Raw genomic sequence first — 26692 nt, forward strand, 5'->3', positions numbered from 1 at the left:
GCTAGACAGGCACTCGGCAACGTCACTGATCAGCAGGGGGAAGTCGTGTCACCACGGAAGTTGGGAAGACTGGCGCCGGCGGGCGCGGTCGTGTTCGCGGTGCTGGCCGCACAGGGGCTGACCGGTGTCCAGGCGAGCGCCGCACCGGAGCAGGACGAGCAGGCACTGGTGCGGCTGACGCAGCAGTACCTGCAGGACCGGGCCGACCGGTTGACCGGCGGGGCGAAGGCCTCGGCGCTGACCTCGGTCAGCGGGACGGCCGAGTTCACCGGCAGGCTGGCGGCGGAGGCGGCCGAGCTGGACCGGCGGCGGTCGTCGGCGGACTTCAGCGGGGCGCGCGTCGTGATCCAGCAACCGGACGTCCGGTTCGCCGGGGACGAGGCGCGGGTCCGGTTCGTCGAGCGGACGGAGCTGTTCTACGCGCACCGGTCGAAGGCGGACTCGCCCGCCGCGGCCTCCCACCGGGTCGGGCACACCGTCGGGTTCACTCGCGTCGGCGGTCAGTGGAAGGTGGCCTCCGACGTGCTCGACCTGCCGCAGGACGCGGTCGGTCCGCTCACGTACGCGCACCCGGTCAAGAGCGGGCCCGCCGCGGCAGGCCCCAGGTCGAAGGTCCCGGCGGGCTGGGTCGCCTCGAGGCCGGACACCCCGAGGAAGGCCGGCGGCGAGAACCCGACCGTGCAGGGTCCGCCGTACAGCCGGGCCGCGGCGGCGAACTACGCGCGCCGATGGGCCGAGGACCGGAACCCGGACTTCCCGTCGTTCGGCAACGACTGCGCGAACTTCACGTCGCAGGCGCTCCTCGCGAGCGGCTGGGACATGGTGAAGAGGGGCTACAACCACCCGGACGCCTGGTGGGTCACCAAGCCCCAGCCGGGGTTCTTCAACAGCCACACCTGGTCGGTTGCGCAGAACCAGGCCGACTTCGGTGGCATCAGCGGCAGGTTGAGGAACTACGCGGGTGAGCCCGTGCACGTCGGGGACATGCTCTACGCGGACTGGGGCGGCGATGGAGGACCGGACGCCCACATCGACCACTCCATGATCGTCGTCCAGGTCGACGATCCGTGGGACTGGGGCCAGATCCACCTCGCGTACCACACCACCGACCAGGCCGACATCACGGCGTGGGACCTGTACACCATGGACGAGTACACGGAGACCGCTGCCTACTACTTCTTCAGCCTGCAGAACGCCTACTAGCGCGGTGAGGCCTCTCGCCGGGTGCCGGCGAGAGGCCTCTCACCGGCCGTGGACGAAGGAGATCCAGCGGCCCTAACGGCAGAGGTGCTGTGCGCCGAGGTACGCGAACACGGCGGCGGCGCCGAGCGTGCAGCCGGGACCGGGGTAGGACCGGCCCATCACCGACGCGGTGGTGTTGCCCGCGGCGTACAGGCCCTCGATGGGTGAGCCGTCCTCGCGCAGCACGCGCGCGTGCTCGTCGGTCACCAGCCCGCCCTTCGTCCCGAGGTCGCCGGGGTAGATCGCGGCCGCGTAGTACGGCGCCGTGTCCAGTGCGCCCAGGTTCGGGTTCGGCTTCACCCGAGGATCACCGTAGAAGCGGTCGTACGCCGTGTCGCCGCGGTGGAAGTCCGCGTCCGCACCTGATGCGGCGAAACCGTTGAACCGCGCGACCGTCCTTTCGAGACGTTCGGCCGGTACGCCGATCTTCTCCGCCAGCGCGGTCAGTGACGGGGCCCGGTGCAGCAGCCCGATCTCCGGCGTGTCACCGGGTTTGAGCATGACGAACGGGTACCGCGAGCGGTGCTTGTCGTCGATGATCAGCCACGACGGCACGCTGCCGCGTTCGTAGATCCGGTGGCCGCACTCGTTGTACGAGGCGGACTCGTTCATGAAGCGCTCGCCCGCGGAGTCCACGATGATCGAACCGGGGAAGGAGCGCTCGCGCAGCGTGACGACCGACATCCCGTTCGGCAGCGTCAAAGCGGGGCCCCACCAGGCCTCGTCCATCAGCGCCGTCGCCGCACCCAGCGCCACGCCCAGCGAGATCGCCTCGCCGGTGTCGGTGGGCGCGGCCATGGTCCACGACGTGCCGGTGGGCTGCGGGTGGGACTTCTGGCGCATGTCGTCGTTGTGCGCGAACCCGCCCGCGGCCAGCAGGACGCCGCGCGCGGCGTCGACCTGTTCCGGCCTGCCGTCGCGCGACACGACCACCCCGGTGACCCCGGAGTCGTGCACGACGAGCTCTTCCAGCTTCGCGTTCAGCCAGATCTCGGCTCCCCGGTCGGTCGCCAGCTTCACCAGCTGCCCGATCAGCGAGGCGCCGCCGATCAACGGCGTCTTGCGGCCGATCCTGCGGAGCTTGGCGACCCGCAACGCGGTGAGGAACCCGCGCGGGGTGCGTTTCGCCAGGCCCAGCAACGGGATCTCGGTGGTGTAGAACGGCATCGCGGTCGAGCCTGGACGCAGCCGCAGCTTGCCGAGCCACGGCCCGAGCGAGTCGCCGTCGATCAGGCTCGCCTCGACGCACCGGCCGCTCGTGCTGCCTCCCGGCAGGTTCGGGTGGTAGTCGGGGTAGTTCTTCGACCACCGCAGCCGAAGCCCGGCCTTCAGCAGGAACGCCACCATGTCCGGACCGCTGCGGACGAACGCCGTCCGGCGCTCCTGCGAGCTGTCCTCGCCCGCCGTCTCCTGCAGGTACCGGAGCGCGTCGTCAGCGGAGTCGGTCCCGCGCAACAGCGGGTTGGCGGGGACCCACAGGCCGCCGCCGGACAGCGCGGACGACCCGCCGAGCAGGTCCGACTTCTCCAGCACCAACGGTTTCAGGCCCTGCCCGGCCACGGTCAGCGCGGCCACCAGCCCGGCCGCGCCACTGCCGACGATCACGACGTCGAATTCGGACACGAGGCGTCCTCTCACGCAGAGCTTCGCAGCCTAAGTGAGAATCATGAAGCGAAAGTCGTGCGTTTCGCCAGCGGAACCGCATCAGTGCGCGAAGTCCCAGCGGGTGGCACCGGCCTGCTCGGCACCGCCCACACCGAAGGCGGTGTGCAGGGTGAGCCGGTACAGGTGCCACGGCGGGGGACCCGCGCTGGGCGCGGTGAACGGGGCGGTGAGCGCGTCACCCTCCACGGTGGCCGGCCAGCCGCCGCTGCGGTAGACGGCCGCGACGCGTTCCAGGGTGGCGGAGTCGGTGACGCGGTGGGCGTCGCCTTCCAGCACCAGGTCGATGCCGGGCAGGCGGACGGACGCGGTGCACGCCGGGTTGGCGCTGAGGTTGCGCGCCCGGCGGGTGGCCGGACCGCTCTTGAAGTACAGCGCGTCGTCGACCCACACGGCTCCGACGCCCGCCGAGTGCGGCCGTCCGCCGGGACGCACGGTGCCTATGAAGAACGTCAGGTCGGTGCCTGCGGTCTTGGTGGCGAGCAGGTCGCGCGGAAAGCTCCACGGCACCTCCGGGGCGCCGTACTGGTCGAGGTTGCGAGTGGACGTGGGCTCAGTCATGGACTTCGTCATACCCGTTCGTCGAACAGGTGCATCTCGAATCGACAACCGGATCGCGCGAAGTTCGCCGGGCGTGGGCAGCGCTGCCTTAGCCTCTGCCGGTGAGTCACGATCTTCCCGCGGGTGGCATGACCGAGCTCTGGCACGAGGTCCTGGAGGGACCGCTCGGCGGCGCCGTCGAGGCCGTGGAGCGGTTCGGCGAGTGGCGGCCCGCGGACGAAGCCGGTCAGGAGTTGTTCGCGCGGCTCGCCGCGGCCGATCCCGGTGTGATCGCGGCGTTCGCGGAGCCCGATCCCTGCGTGACGATTCCCGCCGAGTATCCCCAGGACCTGACCTTCTCCCCGGACCTGTCCGAGGTGGCGCTGATACCGGGGCTCGAGGACACGGCGACGCTGGAGATCTACGCGGTGGCCGACGGCCGCCTCGTGGATCGTCGTCCTATGCCCGACGAGACGTTGCAGCCGTGGGACTACCAGGTGCTGCACGTCGGCGACGCGATCGTGCACCTGGAGAGGCGCGACAGCGACCGCGGCGGCTGGGAGTGGACGGTCGTCCGCCGCAGGGCTCCGCACTGGTCGTCGGAGGTGCTGGACGAGTTCAACGCGGGCACGACCAAGCTCGCGCCGGTGCCCGGCGGGTTCGTCGTCGGAGCGGGGGAGTTCTTCCTCTTCGGTGCGGCGGACGGCCCGCTGCGGGGACCGGTCGTGTTCCGCGACGACCGTCCGAGAACCCTGTTGACCACCGACCCGGCGAGCGGGCGGATCGCGGTGATCGTGGGGAGCCCCGGCTCCACCTACGCCCAGACCGAGCTGCTCGTGCTCGACGCCGACCTGCAGGTGGTGGCCAGCGCGGCCATCAACGGCGAGGGGCAGCACATCCACCACGGCTGGTTCTGCGGGCCCGACCGGTTGCTGACGCACGGGCGCTGGTACCACGTGAAGTCGTGGGAGGTCGCGGGCGAATCGCTTGTCGTGCAACGGTCCCGCCACCTGGACAAGTGGGAGCACCGGTACGCGTCGCACCTGCCTCCACTGGGGACGACGCCGCTGCCCGGCAGCATGCGGGTCGCCGTGGAGCGCGACGGGAACCCGCCGCTGTGGCTGGACGCGTGCACCGTCGAGATCCTGGAGACCCCGTCGTTCGGCTCGCGGTGCCCGCTGTGGGTGTCGCCCGGCGGCGAGTACGTGGTCTTCGAGGCGCGAGAGGAGACCGAGATCCACGACCTGCGGCAGCTCGAGCTCGCCGACCTCCTGACCCGCCCGATGGCGCGGGTGCGGCCGTCGGACGTCGACGCCGTGGCGACCGCGGGCTCGGCCGCCGTCCTCGAGCTGCTGAAAGCGTGCGTCACCTACCGGCTCGCCCGCTGACGGACATCGCTGAACCGGTCGCGCGCGGTGCTCACAACTGGTACTACGGTGCGGTGACCACCTGGAACGATGTGATCAACCACGTCCGCCAGCGCTACGAGGTGCTGGAGGACACGGACGGCTGGCTGCGCCTCCGCATGGACACGGGAGACGGGCGCACCCAGCAGGTGGCCCTGCACCACCTGCCCGACCTCGACTGGGTGGAGATCTCCTCACCCGTCGGCAAGGCGGACGCGATCGACGCCCACCGCCTGCTCGAGCTCGCGGGCGCGTCGGAGATCGGCGGCGCGGCGGTGGTCGACGGCGTCGCGCTGCTCAAGCACACCGTGCACCTGAGCGTCGACGAGTTCGAGCGCGTGCTCCAGCTGCTGGTCGCCCGCGCCGACGCGCTCGAAGCCGAACTGACGGAGGCCGACGACTTCTGACCTCAGCGTTCGGACCAGGTCGCCTCGGTGAGCGCGGCGACCTGGTCAGGAGACGGCCGCGCAACGGGTGGGGCGGTGCCCCATTCGGACAGCGCGGTCGTCTTCCAGTGCGGGCGCCCGAAGCTGTCGTGCGACACCTGTTCCGCCCGCGTCACGCGGTTCTCGTCGTCCACCCACACCGTGAGCGTCACGCCGGACGCGGTGGAGGGGTTGGACTCCACAGCCTGACCCGACGTCAGCACGTACCGGCCGTCCGACGCCTCGACCAGCCGCAGGGTGTCGCCGTCGAGGTCGCCGAACAGGCTGCTCGGGTGGACGTCCCTGGTGCCGATGCTGATCTCGCTCTCGAGCGTCCACATCCACATGACCTGCTGGCCGAAGTCGAACTTGACGTACTTCTTGCCCGCGGGCAGCCGCACGCGGTCGTGCTCGACGTAGGTCTCCGTGCCGCGGTCGAACTTCACGACGTGGTAGCCGTGCGGCCCGAACCGGGACTCGCTGCGCACGGTGATGTCGGAGTCGAGCGTCGTCCCGAGGAACCCCGTGGTGGCCGTGTGCAGCACACCGGTCCACGTGGTCCGCGCCGGAGCGGGTTCCTCTTCACGCGACTCGACGTCCACGCGCACGGACGCCTGGCGCAGCATGGCGTCGCGCCACGTCTCGAGCAGGGCCTTCGGGTCGGTCGTTGAAGCCGTTGAAGGTGTGCCGCACGCCGTCAGCAGGACGAGGGCGGGGAGCAGTCGCCGGATCACCCCGGCGAGTCTGCCGAACCAGACCCGCCGGGGTGAGGTGATCAGACGAGTTGGTCCTGTCGGACCAGCGGAAGGCTGGTGCCGCACCGGTCCGCGAGTGCGCGCGCCTTGGTGAGCTCGGCGCGGGCCGCACCCGCGTCACCGCGCGCCCGCAGGGAGACGGCGAGCAGCTGGCGCGCGTGCGCGCCCATGACGGGCTGGCCGACGGAGTCGAACAACGCCGTCGCGCGGGTGGCGTGGTCGACCGCGCGAGCGGGATCGGTGGGCAGCGCCGCGTGCACCCTGGCCAGGTGCGTGTGGCCCCGGCGGCGCGGCGGCGTCCACGGCCTGAGGTCGGCCTCCGCGCGGTCGGCCCAGGTCGCCGACACATCCGGAAGCCGTTGTGCGGCCGCGGCCTCGGCGAGCAGGGAGTACCACCAGACGCGGGTCATCGGCGGGACGGTGGAGGACCGGGGGTGGCCCAGTGCGGCGGTCAGCAGGTCCGTGCAGGTCGCCGCGTCGCCGGACCGCAGTGCCGCGAACGCGACCGGTCCGTGGACCAGCCCGGCGAACAGGTTGCGCTCGCCGCCTGCCGTGATCGCTTCCTTGCCCAGCCGCAGCGCCAGGTCGAGGTCGCCGCGGAACGTCGCGACCCAGGACTGGAAGGCGCACACGGCCGCGGTGAACTGGTCGTAGCCCGAGAGCTCCGCGGCGTCCCGCGCGTCCTCGAGGTGGTGGGACACCCGGTCGAGGTCGCCGGTCTGCCCGGTCGCGAACGCCATCGCGGTGTGGATCTCGCCGGCGACGTAGGTCTGGCCGGTGCTGCGCGCCACGGCGAGCCCGCGGTTCAGGTGGCGCAGCGCGGCCTCCGTGCGTTCCTCGCAGGTCTCGGCGGTGGCCAGCAGCACGATCGGGTACAGCAGCTGGGACAGCTCGCCGTCCGGCATCGCGTCCACCAGGTCGGCCGCCTCGTCGAGCTTGCCGAGCGCGGCCAGGCCGGTCCGGCCCAGCGCCTGGTCCGCCACCACGTGCGCCGCCAGTGCTCCGACGAGCAGCGGGCCTCCGCAGGTCCGCGCCGCCCGCAGGGCCTTGCCCGGCCAGTCGACGCCATCGCGGCGGTCGTCGGAGGGATGGCCGACCGCCAGGCCCAGCATGAGCTCGGCGGCGGCGCGGTCGTCCCGCTCCGGCCTGCGTGCCAGCTCGGCCACCAGCTGCGCCTTCGACTCGGCGTGCCTGCCGAGCAGCCGTTCGATGCCCGCGCACAGCGCCACCAGCGACGCGCGCAGGTCGCTCATCTCGGCCGGCAGCAACGACAACAGCTCGTGCACCGCCTCGCGGCTCTCCCGCAGCTTGCCGGTGAGCGCCAGCGCGAGCGCCCGCATGCTCAGCAGGTCCAGCCGCAGTGCGGCGGTCTCGGCCTCGTCCGGCAACAGGTGCTCGGCGGCGACCAGCCAGCGCACCGAGGCGGCCGGGCTGCTGTGCAAAGTGCCCGCGGCGGCCTCGCGCAGCACGGCCACCGCCTCCCGGTCACCCCGGCGCGCCGAGCGTTCGACGTGGTGCGCCCGCTCCACAGCCGGCGCACCGCGCAGCCTGAGCGCCTTCGCGGCACGGCCGTGCGCCGCGGCGCGCCAGCCCGACCCGGCCGCGTCGTAGGTGACCCGCCGCAGGAGCGGGTGCCGGAACCGGAACCGCTCGGTGCCCCGGATCTGCCGCAGGACATCCCTGCGCACCAACGTGTCCAGCGCGCCGAGCACCTCGTCGACGCCGAGGTCCGCCATGTGCGCCACCAGTTCGGGCTCGACGACGTCGGCGGCCACCGCGGCGGCCTTCGCCACCAGCTCATCGGTGGGGCACAGCGCGTCGAGCTCGGCCGCCAGCGCCGCCCGCACCTGCGCGGGCAGGTCGTCGTCCTCGTCGCCCGGCGTCATCGCCGCCACGGCCGCGCCGGCCAACGCCTGGACGTAGAACGGGTTTCCCCGTGCCACCTCGTGCACCTCACGCCTGCGCACGCCCTCCAGCCGGACCGGCAGCAGCTCGTCGATCTCCGCGGGGGAGAGCGGACCGAGCTCGATCGGCGTGACCACGCCGTCGTTGATCGCGCGGCCCAGCGCGTGCCGGAGCCTGCCGGTGAGCTGCCTGGGACGGTAGGACACCGCCAGCACCACCGGGCCGCTCGGCGGACGGCGCAACAGGTAGTCGAGCAGCTCGGCGGAACCGTCGTCGGCCCAGTGCAGGTCGTCGAGCACGAGCACGACTCCGCCCGCGCACGCCATGTTCTCCAGCAGCGCGCGCACCGCGCGGTGCAGGTGGAAACGCTCCCCGTTGGGCGCCGGTTCCGCGGCCCGCAGTCCGGGCAGGAGCTCGCCGAGCAGGCCCCGTTCCGCTGCCGACAGCTCGGCCAGGTGCTGTGGCGCGTGCTCCGCGAGTGCGTCGGCGACCATGGCGAACGGGACCTGCTGCTCGAACTCGCTGGCCCGGCCCCACAGGACCAGCCGTCCGGTGCGTCCGGCCCACTCGGTCAGCAGCCGGGTCTTGCCGATGCCCGGATCTCCGGCGACCGCCACCGTTCCGCGCTCCATATTGTCCAATGTGGACAGTTCGTTGGTGCGGCCAGCGAACGGCGTGCGGCGCACCTCGACCGCGCGTTCGGGCGGCACGAGTGCGCCGTCCTGGCGCAGCACGGACTCCTCCAGCTCGCGCAGCGCGGGGCCGGGGTCGATGCCCAGTTCGGCCGCCAGCCGGTCGCGCACCTCGCGCAGGACCGCGAGCGCGTCGGCCTGCCGTCCCCCCCGGTACAGGGCCAGCACCAGCTGTCCCTGCACCTGTTCGTCGAACGGGTGCTGCCTCGCCAGGTCGGTCAGCTCCGGCAGCACCTGTCCGTGCTCGCCCGTCCGGAGCCGCGCGGCCAGCAGCTCGCGCCGCACCTCGAACTCCAGTCCCGCCAGGCGATCGGCCTGCTGGGCGAGCCACGGCACCTCGGCCACGTCGACCAGCGGCGCGCCGCGCCACAACGCGAGCGCTTCGCGCAGCAGCTCGATGCTCTTGGCCGGAGCGGACGTCTGCCGCGCGGCGCGCAGGAGCCGTTCCGCCTCGGCGACGTCCGTGTCCAGGCTCAGCAGGTAACCCGGTGGCCGCGCGGTGATCGCCGACCCCACGCCGATCACCCGGCGGAGCTGGGAAACGTGTGCCTGCAACGTGTTCAGCCCGCACGCCCGGCCGTCCCACACCAGCTCGATCACCCGGTCCGCGCTGACGATCTCCCCCGCGTGCAGGCCGAGCACGGCCAGCACCGCCTTCTTCCGCAACCCGGACACCGGTCTGCGCGCACCGTCCTCGTCCGCCACGTCCACCGGCCCGAGCAGCCGAACCCGCACCCGAATCCCCCTGTCACGCTTGTGTTTTCAGTTCCCCGTCAGCTCTGGTTAAGCGCAGGCCGCGACGCTCTCGGCATTCCGGTTCACCAGACCGAAAGGCCGAGATGAAGATCCGTTCCGTGCTGCTCACCGCGGCGCTCGCCATGATCGCTTCCCTCGCGGCGATCGTCCCCTCCGCCTCCGCTGATGGCATCAGCACCTTCTACGTCACCATCCGGACCGCCGACCTGCCCGACGCCGGCACCGAGGACCACGTCCGGCTCACGATGTTCGGGCCCAACGGTGCGTGCGGGCCCTTCCAGTTCGACAAGGACTTCCACCGCGGCGACACCTGGGTCTCCGGGAAGCTCAAGTGTCCGAACATCGGCACTCCCAGCTGGATCAGCCTCGGCAAGGGCGGCGGCCACAAGGACGCCTGGTACGCCGAGTACGTCCACATCTACGAGGAGGGCCCCGGCACCAACGTCCACTGCGAGGTCAACTACCTGTACCCGAAGTCCAGCGAGACGAAGTTCTGGGGCTGCTCGCAGATCTGACGGCGCGGTGGTCACTCCGTTCGAGACCCTCTCTCGAACGGCGTGACCACTACGTTATCGATGTCGGCCACATGGCGACCACACGCGGTGATCGCCGTGTGGCCGACCGCTGTCACGGGGTTGATGGCGAGGAACAGGAACGCCGCCAGCAGCACGAGGCTCAGCGTGGCCAGCGTCGTGACCGTCGTCAGCGCGGCGCCACTGCCATGCCGTTCGTCGTGATCATCACCGCGGCGAACACCGTGTCCCGTGCCAGCGACGCGGCTTCCGGACCGCCGGACACCATCAACGTGACGATCAGCGCGACCTCGATCACCGTCACCGCGACCGCCAGCACGACCGCCACCGCGGAGACGAGCACCGCACCAGGTTCGAGTCCCCACGTCAGCGCCAGGAGTGCGACGGCCAGCAGCGGCACGACGTTGGTCCAGGACAGCAGCGGTGAACGAGGGATGGCGATCATGCCTGCCACCCTCGCACAGCTCTCCCGGCGCGGCCTGCCTCGCAGCAGGCGGGTGCTATGCGAGCGCCGGCACCGGATCAGGGGTGCCGAACCGCACCGGCACGCCGGGGGAGTGCAGTGCGCTGACCGGGGGACCGGCTGGTGCGGGCACGCCCGCGGCGGCGACGAGCTCGTCGTCCAGGTCGAGCACCTCCGCCCGGTGCAGCTCCCAGCTCGGGTGTTCGTTGGGCAGGTGCAGGGTGCTGCCGTGCCACGACACGTGCAGACCCCACCGGGCGGTGAGGAAGTGCTCCAGCGGGCTGGGTTCCGCGATCGGCGGCCCCACCCCGACCACCACACGGCTCGCGACAGCGCGCGGGCCGGGCCACCTCCGGCGGCACGTGTAGGCGATCACGTCGCCGGTGCGCTCCAGGCGCATGGACGACCACTTGTACGGCAGGCGCGCGCTCACCTGCGCGCCCAGCACCGGTACCAGGCGCGAGGCGTCGAGCGACAGGAACACGACGCCACGCCGGCCCGCACTGTCCACTGAGTACAGCCGGACGTTGGTCTCGCAGAAGGTCCCCACGTACGGCAGGTGAGGCCCGACCGCGCCGCCGATCGGGTGCATCCGGAACGGGACGAGCCCGACGTAGGTGACGCCGTCCAGCACGTCCGGGACCGTTCCGCGCGGCAGCAGGTGCGCCACCAGCTCGGGCCGGACCGGCCAGTGCAGGAACGTGACGTCACGCCACCACTGCGTCACCGGTGCCAGCCGCACCGGTCGCGGCGTCACCGGCGTGATCGGTTCCACCGCCACGACCCGGTCAGCCGCTCGTCGCGGCAGCGGCTCGTTCGGCCATCTCCTGCGGGGAGAGGTCCTCGATGCGGGTGGCGACACTCCACCGGTGCCCGAACGGGTCCTCGAACTGACCGCTGCGGTCGCCGTAGAACTGGTCGGTGATCGGACGCAGTGCGGTGGCGCCCGCGGCGATCGCCTTGGCGAAGACGTCGTCGACGTCCTCGACGTACAGACTGAGGGTGACCGGTGTGCCGCCGATGGTCTTCGGGGATCGGATGCCGAGGTCGGGGAACTCGTCCGCCAGCATGATCACGGCGCTGCCGATCTCCAGTTCGGCGTGGCCGAGCCTGCCGTCCGGTTCGGCCATCCGCATCCGCTCGGTGGCTCCGAACACCGCGCGGTAGAAGTCGATCGCCGCGCCGGCGCCGTCGACGCACAGGTAGGGCGCGAGCTGGGGGTAGTTGTCGGGAACGGGCTTCACGTCAGCCATGAGTGACTTCCTACCCCTGCCGCGCGGACGTTGTCGAGCGGAGGTACTGGGCGGGTGACGATCCGAGCTCCGCCCGGAAGGCGGTGCTGAACGCACTGGGCGTGGAGTAGCCGACGGCACCGGCGACCCACGACACGGCGCGTCCGTCGGCGAGCAGGCGGAGTGCTTCGAGCATGCGCAGCCGACGCCGCCACTCGCCGATCGTCATTCCCGTCTCGGCGAGGAACAGGCGTTCCAGCGTGCGCCTGCTCGCACCGGCGAGCGAGGCCAGCGCGGTGATCGGCTCGGAGTGGTGCGACCGCAGTAGGTCCGCGAGAGCGCGCGCACGCGGTTCTGCCGGCGCGGGCAGCTGCAGCGCCGGGTCGGGCGCCACCGAGTCGAGCAGGTCGACCAGCACCGCGACGAGGTGGGAGTGCCTGAGGTCCGAGAGGTACAGCGGGGCCGTCGCCACCGCGTGCAGGATCAGCTCGCGCAGCAACCGCGAGACGGCGATGACCTGGCAGCGCGCCGGAAGCGCCTGCAGCCGGGCGGCGAAGTACAGCGTGCGCAACGAGGTGCGGCCCGCCACGTCGATCCGGTGGCCGACGCCGCCGGGCACCCACACCGCCCGGTGCGGCGGGACCACCCAGCTGCCGAGTCCGGTGTGGACGGTCACCGCGCCGTGCGCGGAGTAGATGAGCTGGTCCCACTGCTCGGCCTGCGGCAGGATCAGCTGCCCGTTGCGGTGGGTCACCGCGTAGCTGCGCACATCGGGCTCAGCTTGTCGCATTCTCGAAAGAATCCGCCGCATCGTCGGCTGAGCGCAAGCCCCCGAGGTGCCACGCTCGCTCCATGCCCAGACTCGCGCACTTCGCGATCAACGCCGACGACGTCGACGTGACCCGCCGCTTCTACGCCACCACCTTCGGCTGGCAGTTCGCGCCGTGGGGCCCGCCGGGCTTCTACCGCGTCGAGGCGGACGCCGCCGCCGGACCCGGTGTCACGGCGGCCCTGCAGCAACGCCGGGACCTGGTCCCCGGCCACCCCACCACCGGGTTCGAGTGCACCGTCGCGGTGGACGACGTCGACCGGACGCTGAAGGCGGCGGTGACGGCCGGTGGCCGGGTGCTGATGGACCGCACCACCATCGCGGGCGTCGGCCACCTGATCTGGCTGGCCGACCCGTCCGGCAACGTCGTGGGCGCCATGACCTACGACAACTCCGCGGAGTAGAGCACCGGAGCACTAGTGCCGCGTGACCGACTGCATGCGGATGGTCCAGCCGTCCGGCCCGGACCGCACGTCGACGTACTCGCAGACCTGCCGGGTGAACCACAGCCCCTGACCCGGTTGCGGCTCGCGGGTGCGCGGTGGCCGGAAACCGATCAGCAGGTCGTCGATCTTCCCGGTGAGCCGGTGGATCTCGCACACGGAGGCGCCGTCGTGCGACCACGTGTGGACGTAGCCCTCCCCGGCGAGGTGGGCGACCTCGGCCACCGCCGACTCGAACACACCCGCCTCCAGCGTGCCGAGCCCGTGCAGGATGGCCTGCGCCCGGACGAAGCGGCACACGGACTCGACGTCGCGGTGCAGGTGAATGGTCTTCGCGGACTTCGGGCGCTTCGGCAGGGGTTTGGCGTCGAGCTTCGCGATCAGTGAGAGCGGGTTCTCGTAGGTCGCGCAGACGCGCTTCTCGGTGCCGAGCACCTCGATCGGATGCGCACTGCGCGCCGCTTCCACGATGGCCGGGTCGGTGGTGCGCGTGTCGTAGGGGCACATGGCGTGCACGCCGAACGGCGCCAGCAGCACGTTCGCCATGGCCTCGAAGCGGATCCACTCCGTGATCTCGCGTGGCGAGCTGCCCGCGCGGCCGGTCCAGTCCGGTTCGGCGGCGGCGTGGATCCGGCCGGCGGGCCCCGTGTTCATCGCGATGTAGCCGGCCGCGTGCGCCATGGCGTTGGCGGCGGTGCCGGTGTACCACTCGTGGTTCGGGATGAACGCCACGTGCTCGCGGTCGGCGCCCATCTCGTCGCGCACCAGGTCCATCTTCCTGGCGGTGCTGACCAGCAACGGCGGCGGCTCGTCCTCGGCCGCGATGCCCGCACGCAGGAACGGCACGACCGCGGCCAGGAACTCCTCGTCCGATCCGTGGACGACCACCTGATGTTCGAGCGGCCCGTGGTGGCCCGTGCTCATGACTGCCTTTCGTCGACGCGCGTGGGTGAAGCGCCCATGCTGCGCCTCGGATGCGTGAGCTGGCAGTGAGATCGTTTGTATTGCACCGGAACCGGAGACGGCGCGCCTATACAATTTCCCATGTGAGCGGGGCTGACTACACCCAGATCCGGATCAGCGACACGGAACGGGACGAGGCCGTCTCGACACTCGCGGTGCACATGTCCACCGGGCGGCTGGAGCTGGCGGACTTCGAGGAGCGCTCCGGGAGGGCCGCGGCCGCGCGCACCAGGGGTGAGCTCGAGGCGCTGTTCAGCGACCTCCCCGCACCGCACCCCGACCTCAGCTCCGCGACACCGCCCGGCCGGAGCTCCGCGACCGCGCCTGGCCGGTCGGTCGTGAAGGCCGAGGACGGCCCCGAGTCCGAGCTCGTCGAGACACCGCTGAGCTCCGCACTCGAGGCCGTGGGAGGGCTGACCCTCCTCGTCGGCATCCCCGGCGCGATCCTGCTGACCATCTTCCAGGGCATGTGGTGGCTGTTCATCCCGGTCGGCCTGGTGCTGATCGTGTCACTGGGGTGGTCCGAGGCCGCCAAGAAGCCGAAGTCCGGCGCCTAGGCCGTGTCCTGCAAGTCTCGCCCGTGACTCTCATCGAACGGACTTGCAGGACACGGCCTAGTCCTCCCCGGCGAGCAGCTCCTGCAGCTCGCGCACGGCCTCGGTGAGCTTGTCGGCGAACAGGTACATCTGGTCGGCGACCGCACGCGGCGTGCTGAGGTAGATGTTGAAGCGGTCGGGCAGCAGCACGTAGGCGATGCCGATGCACTTCTGGCTCGTCGCGCCGAAGCCGAAGTACTGGATGTGCTCCGACGGCGCCGAGCTGGTGCTCAGGTAGTCGTCGCGCATCTTCAGCCAGCCGGGGGTGTCGTACAGCGCGAGCGGCCCGGTCGCGCCGAGCTCGCCGCCGCGCCGCTTCTGGATCAGCTGCAGCTCCCACAGGTGCTGCTCGGGCACGGCGCCCGCCTGGCTGTCCTTGGCCCGCTCGACGTGCTTGTTCGCCCCTGCCCGCAGCGCCGCCCTGCGGGTGGCCGCGTCCGCGGCGGGATCGTCCATGGTGGACACGAACGTCAGCACCTCCGGCGTCACCACGCGCATCGCCTCGGTGCGGCCGTTCTGGTACTGCCGGGTGGCGATCGACTCGTACGTCGCGCCGACGAGACCCTTCGCCCGGTTGTGGGCGAGCTGGTAGGCCATCTGCACGAACCCGTCCGGCGACATCCGCAGCTGCTTGGCGCGGTTCCGGCCGAAGTCGGAGAACGACAGCGTGGTGGTCGCGGTGTCCGCCGCGTACTGCGCGAAGGCGCCCGCCGCTGCTCGCACGTCGTCCCGCTGTTCGTCGGTCAGCGTGAACTCGATCGGCTCGGTCGCGGGCAGGCCCTGCGACGTGGCGCCCGACAACCGGACGTGCTCCTCGGCCGGTGAACCGAGCATGGTGTCGACGAAGCTGAGGATGGTGGTGCCGTCCAGCTCGCAGTGCTCGACGTTGATGCCCGCCCTGCCGTCCGCGAAGACGATCAGCGTCACCGCCTTGTCGAACCACCGGTTGCCGCTGTCGCCGTGCAGCAGCTGGTCGCACGCCGCCAGGGTGTCCGCGGGCGCGAAGTCCTCCAGCGCCAGGCAGAACAGCGCGGTCTCGATGGTGTCGAGCGCCTCGGCGTTGTCCGCGAGCAGTGCCTGCCTGCTGGCGGCCCACTCGGCCCGTGCCTTGGTGGTGAGGTGCCCGGCTGGCGTCTCGGCGCGTTCCGAGCCGGCCTTCATGATCGCCTGCAGTCCGCCGGTGAGGTCGGCCAGGTCGTGCGGCGTGCCGTCCGCGCCGAACACGTCCATCCGGAACGCGTTGCCGCGGAAGAACACCACGATGTGCCGGGCCTGGGACGGGCCGGGCTGCTCGGCGCTGTACGGCGTGCGGACGGTGTCCTGCTGGGGGTGCGGAATGCGGGTCGCGGAGAACAGGTACTTGTTCTGCACCATCGACTGCGGCGTGCCCCGCTGCAGGATCGGCGGGATGGCCTCGGCGTCCAGCTGGACCTTGTAGGCGACGGCGGCGGCGATGAGCCCGGCCGCGCGCTGCTCCTGGGTCTGCTCACTGTCCTGGAACAGGAAGAAGAAGTTCGCGTTGAGCGCGATCCGGTCGCGGCGGCCCAGGTACCTGGTCGGCCAGAACAGGTCGAGCCAGCTGCGCACGTCGTCCCGCGCGTTGTACTGCTCGAGAGCCGCGTGGAGCGTGCGAGCCGGGCTGTCCGCCTTCAGGAAGTCCTCGACGGCGGCCTCGGTGACCGCCAGTTCCGCAGCGGTCAGCAGCGGTGCGCACCATTCGACGAACCGCTCGCAGCTCTCCTCCAGCGTGGGCAGAGGCACGCGCGGCAGCCGGTCGTCGTTGCCGAAGGTCCGCGTGGACCACACCTCGCTGTTGTTCACTGTCACCTCGAGTTCGCTTGGTGGAACGCGTCGAAGAAACGCGGGGGCGTGCTGTCACGGGGACCGGACACGTGGAGCTGAGCGTAGAGCCAGCCGTCGGTCTCCAATCCGCTCGGATCGACTCCGACGCCCGACAGCGTGTCGAGCACACGGGATTGTTCCTCGTGCGAGATGAATCGGCGCTGCCGGAACACCTGGTCGAGCCGCACCGTCTCGTATCCGAGCCCGGCGAGGCTTTCCTCGATCGAGTCGAACGGGAACATCCGCAGCACGAAATGCGCCATCCACGGAGAGCCGCTGGCGGCGACGACCTTCGAGAGCGTGTTCGCGCCGACGTATCCCAGGCTGCCGGTGGAGATGACGAGATCGGTGTTCGCCAACTGCGCCAGCTGTTCGGCGGTCGGGTCGTCGCGCTCCAGATCCGCGTGCACGGCGTCGTCGAGGAACCCGGTCTCCCGCGCGTAGGCCAGCGCAGGCTGCGAGATGTCGAGCCCGACGAACCGCGCGCGCGACCCGGTGCGCGACCGGACCAGCTCGCGGTCACGGGCCACCACCGCGGCACGGCTGTGCGAGTCGATGTCGCAGTAGCGGTCGTACAGGTCGTCCATCGTCACGTCGCAACGCAGGAGCGCGGCGTTGATGCCGTACGACGAGCCGATGTCCAGCACCTGCGGGACGTCGACCTGCCGCGCGGCGCGGTAGTCCTCGATCAGCGTGGCGAAGTACGGCTTGGCCAGCTGCGGGATGTGGTACTCGAGCCCGCGCAGCGCCGAGAAGTACGCGCGCGGATCAGCCTGCGTGTAGATGTGGTCGAGCGTCACTTTCCCCGTGGCGTCGAATCGCACTTGTCTCCCTAGTCGAGGCGTTCGTCGACCCGCACGGCACTGCCTTCCGCCGCGAGGTGTTCGGGCAGCACGCGGCCGAACAGCTGCCGCGTCCGCGCCACGCTGCCGATCACGCCGGGCCGCTCGCTGTAGGCGAAGATCACCGTGTGGCGCGCGCGGTCACCGTGCACCGTGCTCACCTGGTGCAACGAATAGCGTCCCTTGAACAGCTGGAGGTCGCCGGGGCGCAGCGCGAGGCGGTGGGTGAGGTGCTCACCCCGGCCGTCCAGCACCGCGCGCACGTCGTCGAAGTTCTCCGCGTCCGCTGATCGGATGTTCGGGCAGTACTGGAACTCACCGCCCGCTTTCGGCAGCTGGGTCAGCATGCTCACCGTGAACTCGTTGGTGTCGAAGTGCCACGGGTGCGCCCTGCCGGGTGGAATCACGTTGAGGACCAGCCCGGACAGCGGGTCGGCCAGCTCGTGCAGCTTCGGCAGCTCGAAGCAGCTGGCGACGAACTGCTGGAACAGCTCGCTGGAGTAGAGCTGCTGGATGATCGAGTCACCGGGAATGCGATCCCGCGCCACGAAAGCGTTGCCGCGTTCCATGGTGGTGCGACCGGGATGGTCCGCAGGCAGCGGTGTGTCGACGGCGATGTTGTAGGCGTTCACCGTTTCGACGTCGTAATACGCCAGCGGCGCGATCTCCGCGCATTCCCGGCGCAAGTCGTCGTGCAGCTCAGGGCGAATGAAATCGGGGAGGACGCTGCAACCCGTGGTGTGCAGTTCCTGGTGGGTGCGGGAAACCACGTCCCGCCACGCCGCGCTGCCCGGTTCTCCCAGTGGATATCGCTCCGTGTCGACGACCTTGTCGAACGTCTGCAACTCTCACCTCCGGCTCAGGGATTCGGACAGTGTCTTCTGCCGAATCACCGCCGCGTAGCCATTTGTGAGATGAGCCACGACAGGCGTTCAGCGGTACACCGGGAAACGGGGACGCCTCCGGCCACCCATCGGGGGAGACGATGGCCGGAGGCGAGTTGAGAGGTCGGCACGGCGGTCGCCTCTCGGCGAATGGCTCGACGCGGCTCCAGCCGAACGGTGTTCCGCGAAGGCTTGGGTGAGGCCCGGGGACACGGACCGCACCGACCGCTCCGTACAACGGCCGCGGGTGCGCCGGTGTTCCCGCGTGGCAGTGGCCTTGGTCTCACCGGCACAAGTCTGATGTGGACGGTTGTGGGTGAGGTCAGTTGCCGCGCAGCAGTGCGCGGCACGCGTCCGCGACGCGATGCGTGCCGTGGCCTTCGAAGTAGCCCGCCGCGTCCCGCAACCACTCCACCGGACTGCCCCAGCCGTCGGCCAGCGCACAGGCCGCGACCAGCCGGGCACCCAGGAACCGGGGCAGGCCGAGATCGGCGGAGAGCGCGATCGCCTGCGCGGCGGCGTCGGCGGCCGCGTCGACCTGGCCGTCGCGGCCGAGCAGCACGGCCTGGCTCCACAGCAGGTACGTCCGGTGCACGTGCAGCTGAGCCAGGTGGGAGTCGGCGAGCTCCTCGTACTCCGCCCAGCCCGCCCGGCCTCGGGTCACGCGCAGCAGCAGGTAGGGCCCGCGGAAGAAGAAGTAGGAACCGCGGATGATGGGGATCGCGGTGGTCGCCCGGTCCGCTTCGGCGAAGTCGGCCAGTGCCCGTTCCGGCTGTTCCTCCACGAGAGCGCACATCGCCGAGCAGTACGCCCACACCTCCTCGCCGTTGCCGTACCCGGCGTCGCCCTCCTCCCGCAGCCGGCCGAGTGCTTCGTCGGTGGTCTCGCGGTCGCCTCGTGCGGCGGCGATGCCCGCGTCGATCGCGACCGCGAGCATGACGAGCCCGTGGAGCCGGAGCCGGGCGGCGGCCGTGGCCGCGCCCGCGCTGCGCCTGGCGGCCTCGTCGTACTCACCGCGGAGGATGTGCGTGTGGGCCAGGTGGAGGTCGATCGCGATGATGACCAGGACGGCGCCCGTCTCGTAGGCCGCCTGTCGCGCCGCCAGCAGTCCGGTGGTGCTGCTGCACAGATACCGCTCGGTGACGCCGAGCTCCAGCAGCGCGCGGATCCGCCAGGCCACCAGTCCGTGTGCTTCGGCGATCGACCGCCACCGCTCGACGTAGCCGCGGGACCGGGCGAGGTCGTGCCCGCGGGTGCAGCGGGTGAGCACGTCGAGCGCCTCGCACGCGACGTCGGGCTGCTCGTCTCCCGCGGCGAGCGCGGCGCGTTCGGCCAGCGCGCGGGCCTCGGGCAGTCGGTCGACCTGGTCGAGGTTGAGGATCAGCGTCGCGGCGACGGCGTCGACCGACGCCTCGTCGGTGCCCAGCAGGCGGCGTGCGGACTCGATGTGGTCGAGGCCGCGCTCCCACTGCGTGGCAACGGTCGCGGCCCGCGCCTGTGCCACGTGCGCCGCGGCCAGCCGGGCCGGTGGCGCGTTCATCGCCGCGAGCGCCTCGCCGAGGCGTTCCCCCGCGGCGAAGGCGCGGTCGGCGTCGCCGATGTGGACGAGCACCGCCGCCAGCGTGTCGAGCAGGTCCGCCTCGAGTGCCGGATCCGGGTGGGGATCGAGGATGGACAGGCCCCGCTCGAGCAGCTCGACGGCGCTGGTGAGCAGTCCGCGGTCGGCGGCGCGGCGACCGGCCTGCACCAGGAGGTGGACGGCCCGCGCGGTGGCGCCGCCCGCCGCCCACAGGTTCGCGGCGAGCTCGGTCTCCTGCGGCCGCATGGACTCCACGGCCTGCGCGGCGGAGCAGGACAGCGCTTCGCGTTGCGCCGCGGTCAGCCTGCTCAGGATCGCGTCGGCGGTGAGCGCGTGGCGGAACGCGGGCGTCTCGCCGTCGTCGGAGCCGACCCCGACGAGCTGGGCCTGAGCCGCGCCGCGCAGTTGTTCCACCGCGTCGTCGGGGGCGAGGCCGGCCACCGTGGCGGCGACCGCCAGCGGGAAGTTGCGGCCCAGCACGGCGGCGGCCTCCAGCAGTGCCACACCGCGGGCGGCGAGCCGGTCGACGCGGTGCAGGATCGCCGCCGTCACGTCCGGCGGCAACTGGGCGCGCACGTCACCGTGCACCCGCCAGATGGCGTGGTCAGGACGCAGGACGGTGCTCTCGATCATCGCCGCGAGCAGCTCCTCGACGACGAACGGCACGCCGCGGGCGTCCCGGTGCAGATGGGCGATCACCTCGGCGGGCACCTCGCTCGCCGGGATCTCGAGGCACTGGGCGACCAGCTCCGCGGTGTCGGCGTCGCCCAGCCCGGACAGCCGTTGCACGCTCGCGACCCCGCGGGCCTCGGCGGACTCTGCGAACTCCAGTGCGAGCGGAGGGTGTGGTCGCGTGGTCGCCAGCACCAGCACGGCCTGGTCGGCGAGACCGTCCAGCAGGTGGTCGACGACGACGAGCGTCTCCTTGTCGGCCTCGTGCAGGTCCTCGAGCAGGAGCACGGTCGCTTCGTGGGTGCCTGTCGCGGAGCACAGGCGCAGCAACGCTTCCGAACGAACGACGTGCGGGTCCGGGAGGCCGGCGGGGGCGTCCGGGGAGAGGCGGCGCAGCACGGGCCAGTAGGCGCCCAGCTGCGCCTCGGTCGGGGCGTCCCGCCTGCGCAGTGCGGTGGACACCACCTCGGCCAGCGCCCGCAGCGGTGCTCCGCCGCTCGCGCGTCCCCGCAGCACGCGACATCCGCGCGTGGTCGCGTCGGTGACCACTTCGGACGTCAGGCGCGACTTGCCGATTCCTGGCTCTCCGACGAGGAACACCGCGCCGCCGCGGCCTTCTCGGGCTCGTTCGACCGCGGCGCGCAGCGTGGAGAACTCGCCGCGCCGACCCACCAGCACGGGTGACGTCAGATGCATTTGCCTGCTTTCCAACCGGAATCCGTTGAGGCTGCGGGAGTCTACAAACGAGGCTTGGCGCGGAGGGGCGTTTTCGATGTGCTCGCGGTGTGGCGGCGGAGTGCATCGTGGCAGGGGTGGAAGACGAACTGCGCGCGCTGCTGGACGCCGAACCTGAGGAGAGTCGCTGGCGGCGACTGTGCTCGCTGGCCGAGGACCTGCCCGCGGAACAGCTGGCCGAGGTGGAACTGAGGCTGCGCGACTGGCCCGCGCGGCTGCGGGTGATGCCGACGACTGGTGGGTGCGCTGGCGGGACGGTGATCGTCAGCCGCACCACCGCCTCGCCGCGCACCGCGGGCTCGGTGGCTGGGCCACGGGGCCGCACGACGACCCGCCGCGCGCCTTCGACAGCGCCGGGATCGAGTTCGCCCACCTCGGCGGGTTCGCGCTGGCGTGCTCGTCGGACCTCCGGTGGGTGCTGCTCGCCGGATCCATGCAGCCCCACCACAGCGGCGGCGTGGTGCTGCTGTGGGGCACCGGGCCGGACGCGTCGTGCTGCGTGCTGGTCACCGGCGACGACTACTACGGGGAGACGCACACGGCGCTCTTCAGCCCGGACTCGTCGACGGTGGTCGCTGCGCTCGAACAGGACTGCCTGGAAGCGTGGCCCACGGCCTGGGAGGTGAACGGACACTGGGCGTGGCGGTGGTGCGTCACGCAGAACCCCTTCGACGAGGACGGCGAAGAGCCGGATGAGCTCGAGAACGTCGGGCTCGCCACCTCCGGCGACGGGAAGCTGATCGTGGCCACGTCGAGGCGCGATGGCGCGGTTGACGTGTACTCGATGGCCGACGGTGAACCGGCGCACGAGTTCACCGACGGCGCGATCGGCCCGGTGGCACTGGACCACACGGGTCAGCGGGTCGTCTACGCGGTGGCCGACGGCGTGCTCGTGGTGCGCGACACCGGCTCCGAGGCGGAGTTGCTGCGCCACCACAGCGGTCTGCCCGAGGTCGACGAGCTGGCGATGGCACCGGACGGCAGCGCTGTCGTGGCCGTCTGCGGGACGACGGCGTGCGTGCTGACGTTCGACGGTGACCGGATCGCCGCGTCGCGGATCGTCGAACCCGTCTGCGACCTGGCCGGACAGGTCCGGGTGGCGACACGGGTGACCTGGGGCGAGCACGGTCTGCGCGTGTTCGTCACCGGTGAGGGCTCCGCGGTGTTCGACGGCGACGGCCGGGTCCTGTGGCGGGAGCCGGTGGGCGTGCGGGGCGCGTTCTCGCCGGACGGCCGGGTGCTCGTGACCGCGACACCGGGTGGTGACGGCGCGGTGGAGGCCTGGTTCCTGGACGCCCTTCGGTGAGCGCCTTGGCCTGCACGAGTTGTGCGCGATTGGACCTTCTGGCCGGTCCATTCAGCACATACGGTCAGGTGCATGACGATTCGTTCGGCCATCTGGCTGCCGATCTTCGACGAACTGGCCGACCCGGTGGTCGTCGCGCGCCTGGCCGCGGAGGCCGAGGAGGCGGGCTGGCACGGCGTGTTCGTCTGGGACCACCTGCGCTGGCGCGAGCCCGTGGTCGACGTGGCCGATCCGTGGATCACGCTGGCGGCGATCGCGTCGGCCACCGAGCGCGTGCGCATCGGCCCGATGGTCACGGCACTGGCGCGCCGCCGTCCGATCAAACTCGCCAAGGAGACCGCCACGCTGGACCGGCTCAGCGGCGGACGGATGATCCTCGGTGCCGGGCTCGGCAGCGACCGCTTCGGACAGGAGTTCTCCACGACCGGTGAGGAGCTCGACGACCGGGTGCGCGGGCAGATGCTCGACGAGTCGCTCGCGATCCTCGCCGCCGCGTGGTCCGGCGAACCCGTGGAGCACCACGGTGAGCATTACACGATCAGCGGCGCGGCCTTCCGCCCGACACCGGTGCAGCGGCCGGGGATTCCGGTGTGGACAGCGGGTTTTCCCGGCAAGGTCAAGCCGATGCGCCGCGCCGCGCGGCACGACGGGTACTTCCCGGTCAACCTGCAGCACCCGGACGAGCTCGCCGCGGCCGTCGAGACGATCACCGGGCTGCGCGGGGACAGCACGGCGCCCTACGACGTCGCGGTCGCACTCCCGGCGGGCACCGACCTCGCGCCCTACGCAAAAGCCGGTGCCACCTGGTGGATGGCGGAGTTCGACCAGCACGAGATGTCCGTCGACACCGTGCGCGGCGTGCTGCGGGACGGACCGGCGTGACGGTCGTCGTACTTCGACGAACTGGCCGTGGCGTCGCCCGCCGAACAGGACGGCGTGCGCACCGCGAACTGTTGGCCACTGCACCGGTTCGGCACCGGTTGATCTGATCACCTTGCTGCTCAAGCGTTTCCTCAGCGCGTGCTCGTCGTTGTACCCAGTGGATTGCGATTGGGGGAAGCGATGCAGCCGCCCGACCACACGACACTGGTGGACCTGATCACGACGTCGGCACCCGACGTGGTGCCGCACCCGCGGGAGGAGTTGTTCTCGGTACTGCTGGTTCACGACGACCCGCTGCTGCGCGACGCGATGTCGGTCAGGCTCAGCCACATGGGAGCCGGAACGGTGCGCGGCGCCGCCTCGCTGGCCGAGGTCCGGGCGCGGGCACGGATTTCCGGTCCGTGCGACCTGGTGGTGCTGGGCCTGCCGGGTGACACCGGCATCGGCCTGGTCGAGGAGTTCAGCGCACTGGGCTGGCCGCGGATCGTGGTGCTGGGATCGGCCGACGACCCCGCCGCGGTCGTCACGGCGCTGAAGGCGGGCGCCAGGGGTTACCTCTGGAAGTCCGCGGTGGTCAACGAGAACCGCGTCGTGCCAACGGTCTCCCCGGACGCCGACGACCCGATGAGCCAGCTCTCCCCGCGTGAGGTCGGGGTGCTCCAACTGGTCGCCGACGGCCACAGCAACAAGGAGATCGGGGTGGCGCTGAGCCTCTCCGCGCTCACGGTGAAGTCCCACCTGAGCCGGATCGCCAGGAAGCTGGGCACCGGTGATCGCGCCGAGCTGGTTGCCCTGGCAATGCGCGCCGGGGTGATCGACTAGCCCCCGGCGCGCACGGCTACCACCGGTTTCGCGGTCAGAAGGCCAGGCTCCAGACGTCGATGCGCCCGGTGTCCTGCCGGGCGACGTCCTGCACCCGCAGCCGCCACGTCCCGTTGGCCGGGCTGGCGGAGGCGTTGACGGTGTAGGTCTTCACGACGTCGTCTCCGCTGTCGTTGTTGGGGAAGTCCTCCAGCCCGTAGGTGGTTCCGTTGGGGGACAACAACGTCAGCACGAGGTCGCCGCGATAGGTGTGCCGGACGGTCACGTTGACGCGCAACGTCGCGGGCGCGTTGCCCGCCACAGCGGACACGGTGATCGGTGACTCCGCGGTGGTCAGGTCGGTGATCGGCACGTCCACGTCGTTCGTGAACTCCTTGCCGGGAGGCGTTCCGCCGCCGACGATGCCGTCGATCCAGGCGCGGTGCGTCGTGGAGTCCATGTAGATGGCCGGTGCCTGCCCGCAGATCGGGCTGGTGCCCGCCGTTGTCGTGCCGACCAGCTGCCACTCGGTGCCGACCTTCATCACCGCGGGACCGCCGGAGTCGCCGTAGCAGGCGCCGCGCCAGCCGTCGACGTTGCTCACGCACAGCTCGGGTGTGCCGGTGCCGCACCGGCTGTCCGGCAGGATCGTGGTGTCGAGCTCCTGGAGGATCGTGGGTGCCGGGGTGTTGCACGGGTCGCACGTCGCGCCCCAGCCGAGCAGCCGGATCGCGGCGCCCGCCGGTGCTGTCGCCGCGATCTGGGCCGGCGGGTACGAGACCGGCGAGGCCAGCTGGATGACCGCGACGTCGGTCTGCGGGTGCAGGACGATCCGGGTGGCCTGCACGAGGGTGCCGCCGCTCGTCCGGTTGGTCGAGCCGATCCTGGCGCGCACGGACGACGGGGGATCGCCCTCCACGCAGTGCTTCGCGGTCTCCAGCCAGTTCGGCCGGATCAGGACGGCGCCGCAGAAGTGCCCGCCGCCGGAGTTCTGCAGGGAAGCGGCGAACGGATAGGCCTCGGTGGCCGGTCTGCCGCCGACGACGTTCGGGGTCACGTCCGGTTGCGCCACGGCCTGCGGTGAGCACAGCAGCAGTGCCATGATCACCGTGAGAAGAGCACGCATGTGTCTCCTTTTCGTTGCAGGGCAGCAAGGTCGTACGCCGCTCGCGATCGCGGGCACAAGATTCGGACGTCCGGGCGTTGTGCGCGCCCGGACGACGGAACTACAGTCGGGGGTTGTTCTCGAATGGCCGCCGACCGGACCGAGGACGTGTCGATGCAGTCTGTTCGCGGGCCTTTCCACATGGCCTTCCGCGGAGCCGTCCAGCGACGGGGCATGAGCCTGGAACGCCTGTGCGCGCATCTCGCGCGGCACGGGATCGCGGTGGGGACGTCGACGTTGAGCGACTGGCAGTACGGCCACACCCGTCCCCGGTCAGCGAAGTCGTTGCGCGCCTTGGGATGCCTGGAGGAGATACTCGGCGTGCCGCTGGTCGGCCTGCTCGAGGAGTCCGACCACCTCGGCGAGCGCGACAGCCCGCTCGGTGACCTGCTCGGCGACACCGACGAGGCGGTGGAGGTGCTGAACCAGCAGGAGAAGGTGCTGGTCGACGCCCGCCGCCGCCCCTCACGGATCTGGAGCCGCACGACGGTGCGCGCCCGGCGCAACGGCGTCGACCGCTACCTGGTGCGGTACTTCGGAAATCCGGGCGGCACGCCGGACGCGGTGCGGCTGGAGGCACGGGAGAACTGCCGCCTCGGCGAGGTGCGGCGGCACGCCACGGAGCCGGTGCTCGTCGCGGAACTGCTGTTCGGCCACACGTTGCGCGCGGGCGAGACGTGGGTGTTCGAGCTGCAGATCACGGATGGCACGGGTGTGCCGGACGACGTGCAGGCGCACGCGTTCCGGCACTCCGAGCAGCAGCACCTGCTGGAGGTGCGGTTCCACCCGTCGGCCCTGCCCGCGCGCTGCTACTCGTTCAGCCAGAACCACCTGCGCGACGGCCGCACGCGCACGGGCGAGCTGCCGCTCAGCGAGCACCACACCGTGCACCTGCTGACCATGAACGGCGTCACGGGAGTGGTGGGCATCGGGTGGGACTGGTGAGCAGGGCGTCCACCATCCACAGCTGCGTCGCCCTGACGGCGTCGGCGTCCAGTCCCGCGACGTCGCTCAGCCACGCGCGCGTCTCGATGCCGCAGACGCTGCGCAGCGCAACCGCCAGCCGGTGCAGCCCGGCGTCGCCCAGTTCGGCGCGGAGCGGTTCGAGCGCCTCGCTGAACCAGCCGATCGCCCGGCCCTGACGCAGCGGCAGCTCGTGCGGCACGTCGCCCAGCGACAGCCGCAGCATCGCCCGCTGCTGGTGCTCGGTCTGCTCCACCTTGTCGACGAACGCGGACGCGACCGCGGCGACCCGCTCCGGCACGCCTTCAGGAGCCGGTGCCGGAAGCAGGGACCGCATTGCCGTCTCCGGGAACGCCGCGGCCAGCAGTTCCGCCTGGGAGGCGAAGTAGCGGTAGGCGGTGGTGCGCGAGATGCCCGCCGCTTCGGCCGCCTCCTCCACGCGCGGAGTGTCACCACCCTCGATGAGCCGGCGCGCCGCTTCGAGCAGCTGGTCGCGCGTGCGCTGCTTCTGCCTGGTTCGACCTGATTCCGCGTAGCCACTTGACACGCCCTTCATGGTACCGCAGTCTCATGATGAGA

The 26692-nt window shown here is 71.3% G+C and carries 24 protein-coding genes and 1 pseudogene; 10 read left to right on the top strand and 15 right to left on the bottom strand.

Annotation, left to right across the window (positions count from 1 at the left end; translation table 11 throughout):
- Positions 1-45 precede the first annotated feature (45 nt).
- Positions 46-1203: an amidase domain-containing protein gene (locus FKR81_RS38515; protein ID WP_146359553.1), complete on the top strand. Its 1158-nt coding sequence runs from the start codon at positions 46-48 to the stop codon at positions 1201-1203.
- Positions 1204-1275: 72 nt separating this feature from the next.
- Here FKR81_RS38515 and FKR81_RS38520 read toward each other — a convergent pair whose 3' ends face one another.
- Together FKR81_RS38520 and FKR81_RS38525 are read right to left on the bottom strand one after the other, a co-directional pair.
- Positions 1276-2865, bottom strand: a complete 1590-nt coding sequence (locus FKR81_RS38520; RefSeq protein ID WP_235922159.1) for an FAD-dependent oxidoreductase — start codon at positions 2863-2865, stop codon at positions 1276-1278.
- 81 nt (positions 2866-2946) lie between these two features.
- The gene (locus tag FKR81_RS38525; protein ID WP_146359558.1) at positions 2947-3465 is read right to left on the bottom strand and encodes a pyridoxamine 5'-phosphate oxidase family protein; all 519 of its coding nucleotides are present in this window, start codon (positions 3463-3465) and stop codon (positions 2947-2949) included.
- A 101-nt stretch (positions 3466-3566) separates the two neighbouring features.
- On the opposite strand from FKR81_RS38525, the gene FKR81_RS38530 reads away from it, so the two are divergent.
- Positions 3567-4832 carry a hypothetical protein gene (locus tag FKR81_RS38530; RefSeq protein WP_146359561.1) on the top strand — a complete coding sequence of 422 codons (1266 nt, stop codon included), beginning with the start codon at positions 3567-3569 and terminating at the stop codon, positions 4830-4832.
- Between the two features lie 53 nt (positions 4833-4885).
- Positions 4886-5257 carry a hypothetical protein gene (locus FKR81_RS38535; protein WP_146359564.1) on the top strand — a complete coding sequence of 124 codons (372 nt, stop codon included), beginning with the start codon at positions 4886-4888 and terminating at the stop codon, positions 5255-5257.
- Positions 5258-5259: 2 nt separating this feature from the next.
- On the opposite strand, the gene FKR81_RS38540 is transcribed toward FKR81_RS38535, so the two are convergent.
- A complete protein-coding gene (locus FKR81_RS38540; protein WP_146359567.1) occupies positions 5260-6009 on the bottom strand; it encodes a hypothetical protein in 750 nt (249 codons plus the stop codon).
- Positions 6010-6050: 41 nt separating this feature from the next.
- Entirely contained in the window at positions 6051-9362 is a 3312-nt protein-coding gene (locus FKR81_RS38545) for a BTAD domain-containing putative transcriptional regulator (protein WP_146359570.1), read from the bottom strand.
- Between the two features lie 104 nt (positions 9363-9466).
- Between FKR81_RS38545 and FKR81_RS38550 the strand changes: the two genes are divergently transcribed.
- Positions 9467-9898, top strand: a complete 432-nt coding sequence (locus tag FKR81_RS38550; protein ID WP_146359573.1) for a PLAT/LH2 domain-containing protein — start codon at positions 9467-9469, stop codon at positions 9896-9898.
- An 86-nt stretch (positions 9899-9984) separates the two neighbouring features.
- Here FKR81_RS38550 and FKR81_RS38555 read toward each other — a convergent pair.
- The 4 genes and pseudogenes from FKR81_RS38555 to FKR81_RS38570 all read right to left on the bottom strand — a co-directional run.
- Positions 9985-10361 (bottom strand): annotated as a pseudogene (locus tag FKR81_RS38555) (ionic transporter y4hA); the annotation flags it as partial.
- A 55-nt stretch (positions 10362-10416) separates the two neighbouring features.
- Entirely contained in the window at positions 10417-11160 is a 744-nt protein-coding gene (locus FKR81_RS38560; RefSeq protein ID WP_146359576.1) for a YqjF family protein, read from the bottom strand.
- 7 nt (positions 11161-11167) lie between these two features.
- Entirely contained in the window at positions 11168-11632 is a 465-nt protein-coding gene (locus FKR81_RS38565) for a VOC family protein (protein ID WP_146359579.1), read from the bottom strand.
- Between the two features lie 10 nt (positions 11633-11642).
- Positions 11643-12401: an AraC family transcriptional regulator gene (locus tag FKR81_RS38570; RefSeq protein ID WP_186763422.1), complete on the bottom strand. Its 759-nt coding sequence runs from the start codon at positions 12399-12401 to the stop codon at positions 11643-11645.
- 62 nt (positions 12402-12463) lie between these two features.
- Between FKR81_RS38570 and FKR81_RS38575 the strand changes: the two genes are divergently transcribed.
- Complete coding sequence (locus FKR81_RS38575) at positions 12464-12844, top strand: VOC family protein (RefSeq protein WP_146359584.1); 381 nt, start codon at positions 12464-12466, stop codon at positions 12842-12844.
- A gap of 12 nt (positions 12845-12856) precedes the next feature.
- On the opposite strand, the gene FKR81_RS38580 is transcribed toward FKR81_RS38575, so the two are convergent.
- Positions 12857-13807, bottom strand: coding sequence for an MEDS domain-containing protein (locus FKR81_RS38580; RefSeq protein ID WP_146359588.1), 951 nt, complete (start codon positions 13805-13807; stop codon positions 12857-12859).
- Between the two features lie 122 nt (positions 13808-13929).
- Between FKR81_RS38580 and FKR81_RS38585 the strand changes: the two genes are divergently transcribed.
- On the top strand, positions 13930-14403 hold the full coding sequence (locus FKR81_RS38585) for a DUF1707 SHOCT-like domain-containing protein (protein ID WP_186763423.1): 474 nt from the start codon (positions 13930-13932) through the stop codon (positions 14401-14403).
- 57 nt (positions 14404-14460) lie between these two features.
- Here FKR81_RS38585 and FKR81_RS38590 read toward each other — a convergent pair whose 3' ends face one another.
- From FKR81_RS38590 to FKR81_RS38605, 4 genes are all read right to left on the bottom strand, one after another.
- Positions 14461-16263, bottom strand: coding sequence for a choline/carnitine O-acyltransferase (locus FKR81_RS38590; RefSeq protein ID WP_407936581.1), 1803 nt, complete (start codon positions 16261-16263; stop codon positions 14461-14463).
- 2 nt (positions 16264-16265) lie between these two features.
- Complete coding sequence (locus FKR81_RS38595; protein WP_186763424.1) at positions 16266-17108, bottom strand: class I SAM-dependent methyltransferase; 843 nt, start codon at positions 17106-17108, stop codon at positions 16266-16268.
- An 8-nt stretch (positions 17109-17116) separates the two neighbouring features.
- On the bottom strand, positions 17117-17971 hold the full coding sequence (locus FKR81_RS38600) for a HalD/BesD family halogenase (RefSeq protein WP_146359597.1): 855 nt from the start codon (positions 17969-17971) through the stop codon (positions 17117-17119).
- 361 nt (positions 17972-18332) lie between these two features.
- Positions 18333-20957: an ATP-binding protein gene (locus tag FKR81_RS38605; RefSeq protein ID WP_146359600.1), complete on the bottom strand. Its 2625-nt coding sequence runs from the start codon at positions 20955-20957 to the stop codon at positions 18333-18335.
- A 280-nt stretch (positions 20958-21237) separates the two neighbouring features.
- On the opposite strand from FKR81_RS38605, the gene FKR81_RS38610 reads away from it, so the two are divergent.
- The 3 genes from FKR81_RS38610 to FKR81_RS38620 all read left to right on the top strand — a co-directional run bounded on the left by FKR81_RS38610 (position 21238) and on the right by FKR81_RS38620 (position 24006).
- On the top strand, positions 21238-22302 hold the full coding sequence (locus FKR81_RS38610; protein WP_146359603.1) for a WD40 repeat domain-containing protein: 1065 nt from the start codon (positions 21238-21240) through the stop codon (positions 22300-22302).
- Positions 22303-22374: 72 nt separating this feature from the next.
- Positions 22375-23184: an LLM class flavin-dependent oxidoreductase gene (locus tag FKR81_RS38615; RefSeq protein WP_146359606.1), complete on the top strand. Its 810-nt coding sequence runs from the start codon at positions 22375-22377 to the stop codon at positions 23182-23184.
- Positions 23185-23364: 180 nt separating this feature from the next.
- The gene (locus FKR81_RS38620; RefSeq protein ID WP_146359657.1) at positions 23365-24006 is read left to right on the top strand and encodes a response regulator transcription factor; all 642 of its coding nucleotides are present in this window, start codon (positions 23365-23367) and stop codon (positions 24004-24006) included.
- A gap of 34 nt (positions 24007-24040) precedes the next feature.
- On the opposite strand, the gene FKR81_RS38625 is transcribed toward FKR81_RS38620, so the two are convergent.
- Entirely contained in the window at positions 24041-25111 is a 1071-nt protein-coding gene (locus tag FKR81_RS38625; protein ID WP_146359608.1) for a trypsin-like serine protease, read from the bottom strand.
- 213 nt (positions 25112-25324) lie between these two features.
- Between FKR81_RS38625 and FKR81_RS38630 the strand changes: the two genes are divergently transcribed.
- Complete coding sequence (locus FKR81_RS38630) at positions 25325-26095, top strand: hypothetical protein (RefSeq protein ID WP_146359611.1); 771 nt, start codon at positions 25325-25327, stop codon at positions 26093-26095.
- On the opposite strand, the gene FKR81_RS38635 is transcribed toward FKR81_RS38630, so the two are convergent.
- Positions 26061-26660: a TetR/AcrR family transcriptional regulator gene (locus FKR81_RS38635; protein ID WP_222598547.1), complete on the bottom strand. Its 600-nt coding sequence runs from the start codon at positions 26658-26660 to the stop codon at positions 26061-26063. The two genes, FKR81_RS38630 and FKR81_RS38635, sit on opposite strands and share 35 nt — an antisense overlap.
- Positions 26661-26692: the final 32 nt, after the last annotated feature.

Source organism: Lentzea tibetensis (assembly GCF_007845675.1).
Classification (GTDB): domain Bacteria; phylum Actinomycetota; class Actinomycetes; order Mycobacteriales; family Pseudonocardiaceae; genus Lentzea; species Lentzea tibetensis.

Bases quoted from the DNA above. Each gene is read 5' to 3' on its own strand.
- FKR81_RS38525 (WP_146359558.1), bottom strand. From the start codon at position 3,465: ATGACTGAGCCCACGTCCACTCGCAACCTCGACCAGTACGGCGCCCCG.
- FKR81_RS38550 (WP_146359573.1), top strand. From the start codon at position 9,467: ATGAAGATCCGTTCCGTGCTGCTCACCGCGGCGCTCGCCATGATCGCT.
- FKR81_RS38565 (WP_146359579.1), bottom strand. From the start codon at position 11,632: ATGGCTGACGTGAAGCCCGTTCCCGACAACTACCCCCAGCTCGCGCCC.
- FKR81_RS38570 (WP_186763422.1), bottom strand. From the start codon at position 12,401: ATGCGACAAGCTGAGCCCGATGTGCGCAGCTACGCGGTGACCCACCGC.
- FKR81_RS38575 (WP_146359584.1), top strand. From the start codon at position 12,464: ATGCCCAGACTCGCGCACTTCGCGATCAACGCCGACGACGTCGACGTG.
- FKR81_RS38580 (WP_146359588.1), bottom strand. From the start codon at position 13,807: ATGAGCACGGGCCACCACGGGCCGCTCGAACATCAGGTGGTCGTCCAC.
- FKR81_RS38605 (WP_146359600.1), bottom strand. From the start codon at position 20,957: ATGCATCTGACGTCACCCGTGCTGGTGGGTCGGCGCGGCGAGTTCTCC.
- FKR81_RS38615 (WP_146359606.1), top strand. From the start codon at position 22,375: ATGACGATTCGTTCGGCCATCTGGCTGCCGATCTTCGACGAACTGGCC.
- FKR81_RS38620 (WP_146359657.1), top strand. From the start codon at position 23,365: ATGCAGCCGCCCGACCACACGACACTGGTGGACCTGATCACGACGTCG.
- FKR81_RS38625 (WP_146359608.1), bottom strand. From the start codon at position 25,111: ATGCGTGCTCTTCTCACGGTGATCATGGCACTGCTGCTGTGCTCACCG.
- FKR81_RS38630 (WP_146359611.1), top strand. From the start codon at position 25,325: ATGAGCCTGGAACGCCTGTGCGCGCATCTCGCGCGGCACGGGATCGCG.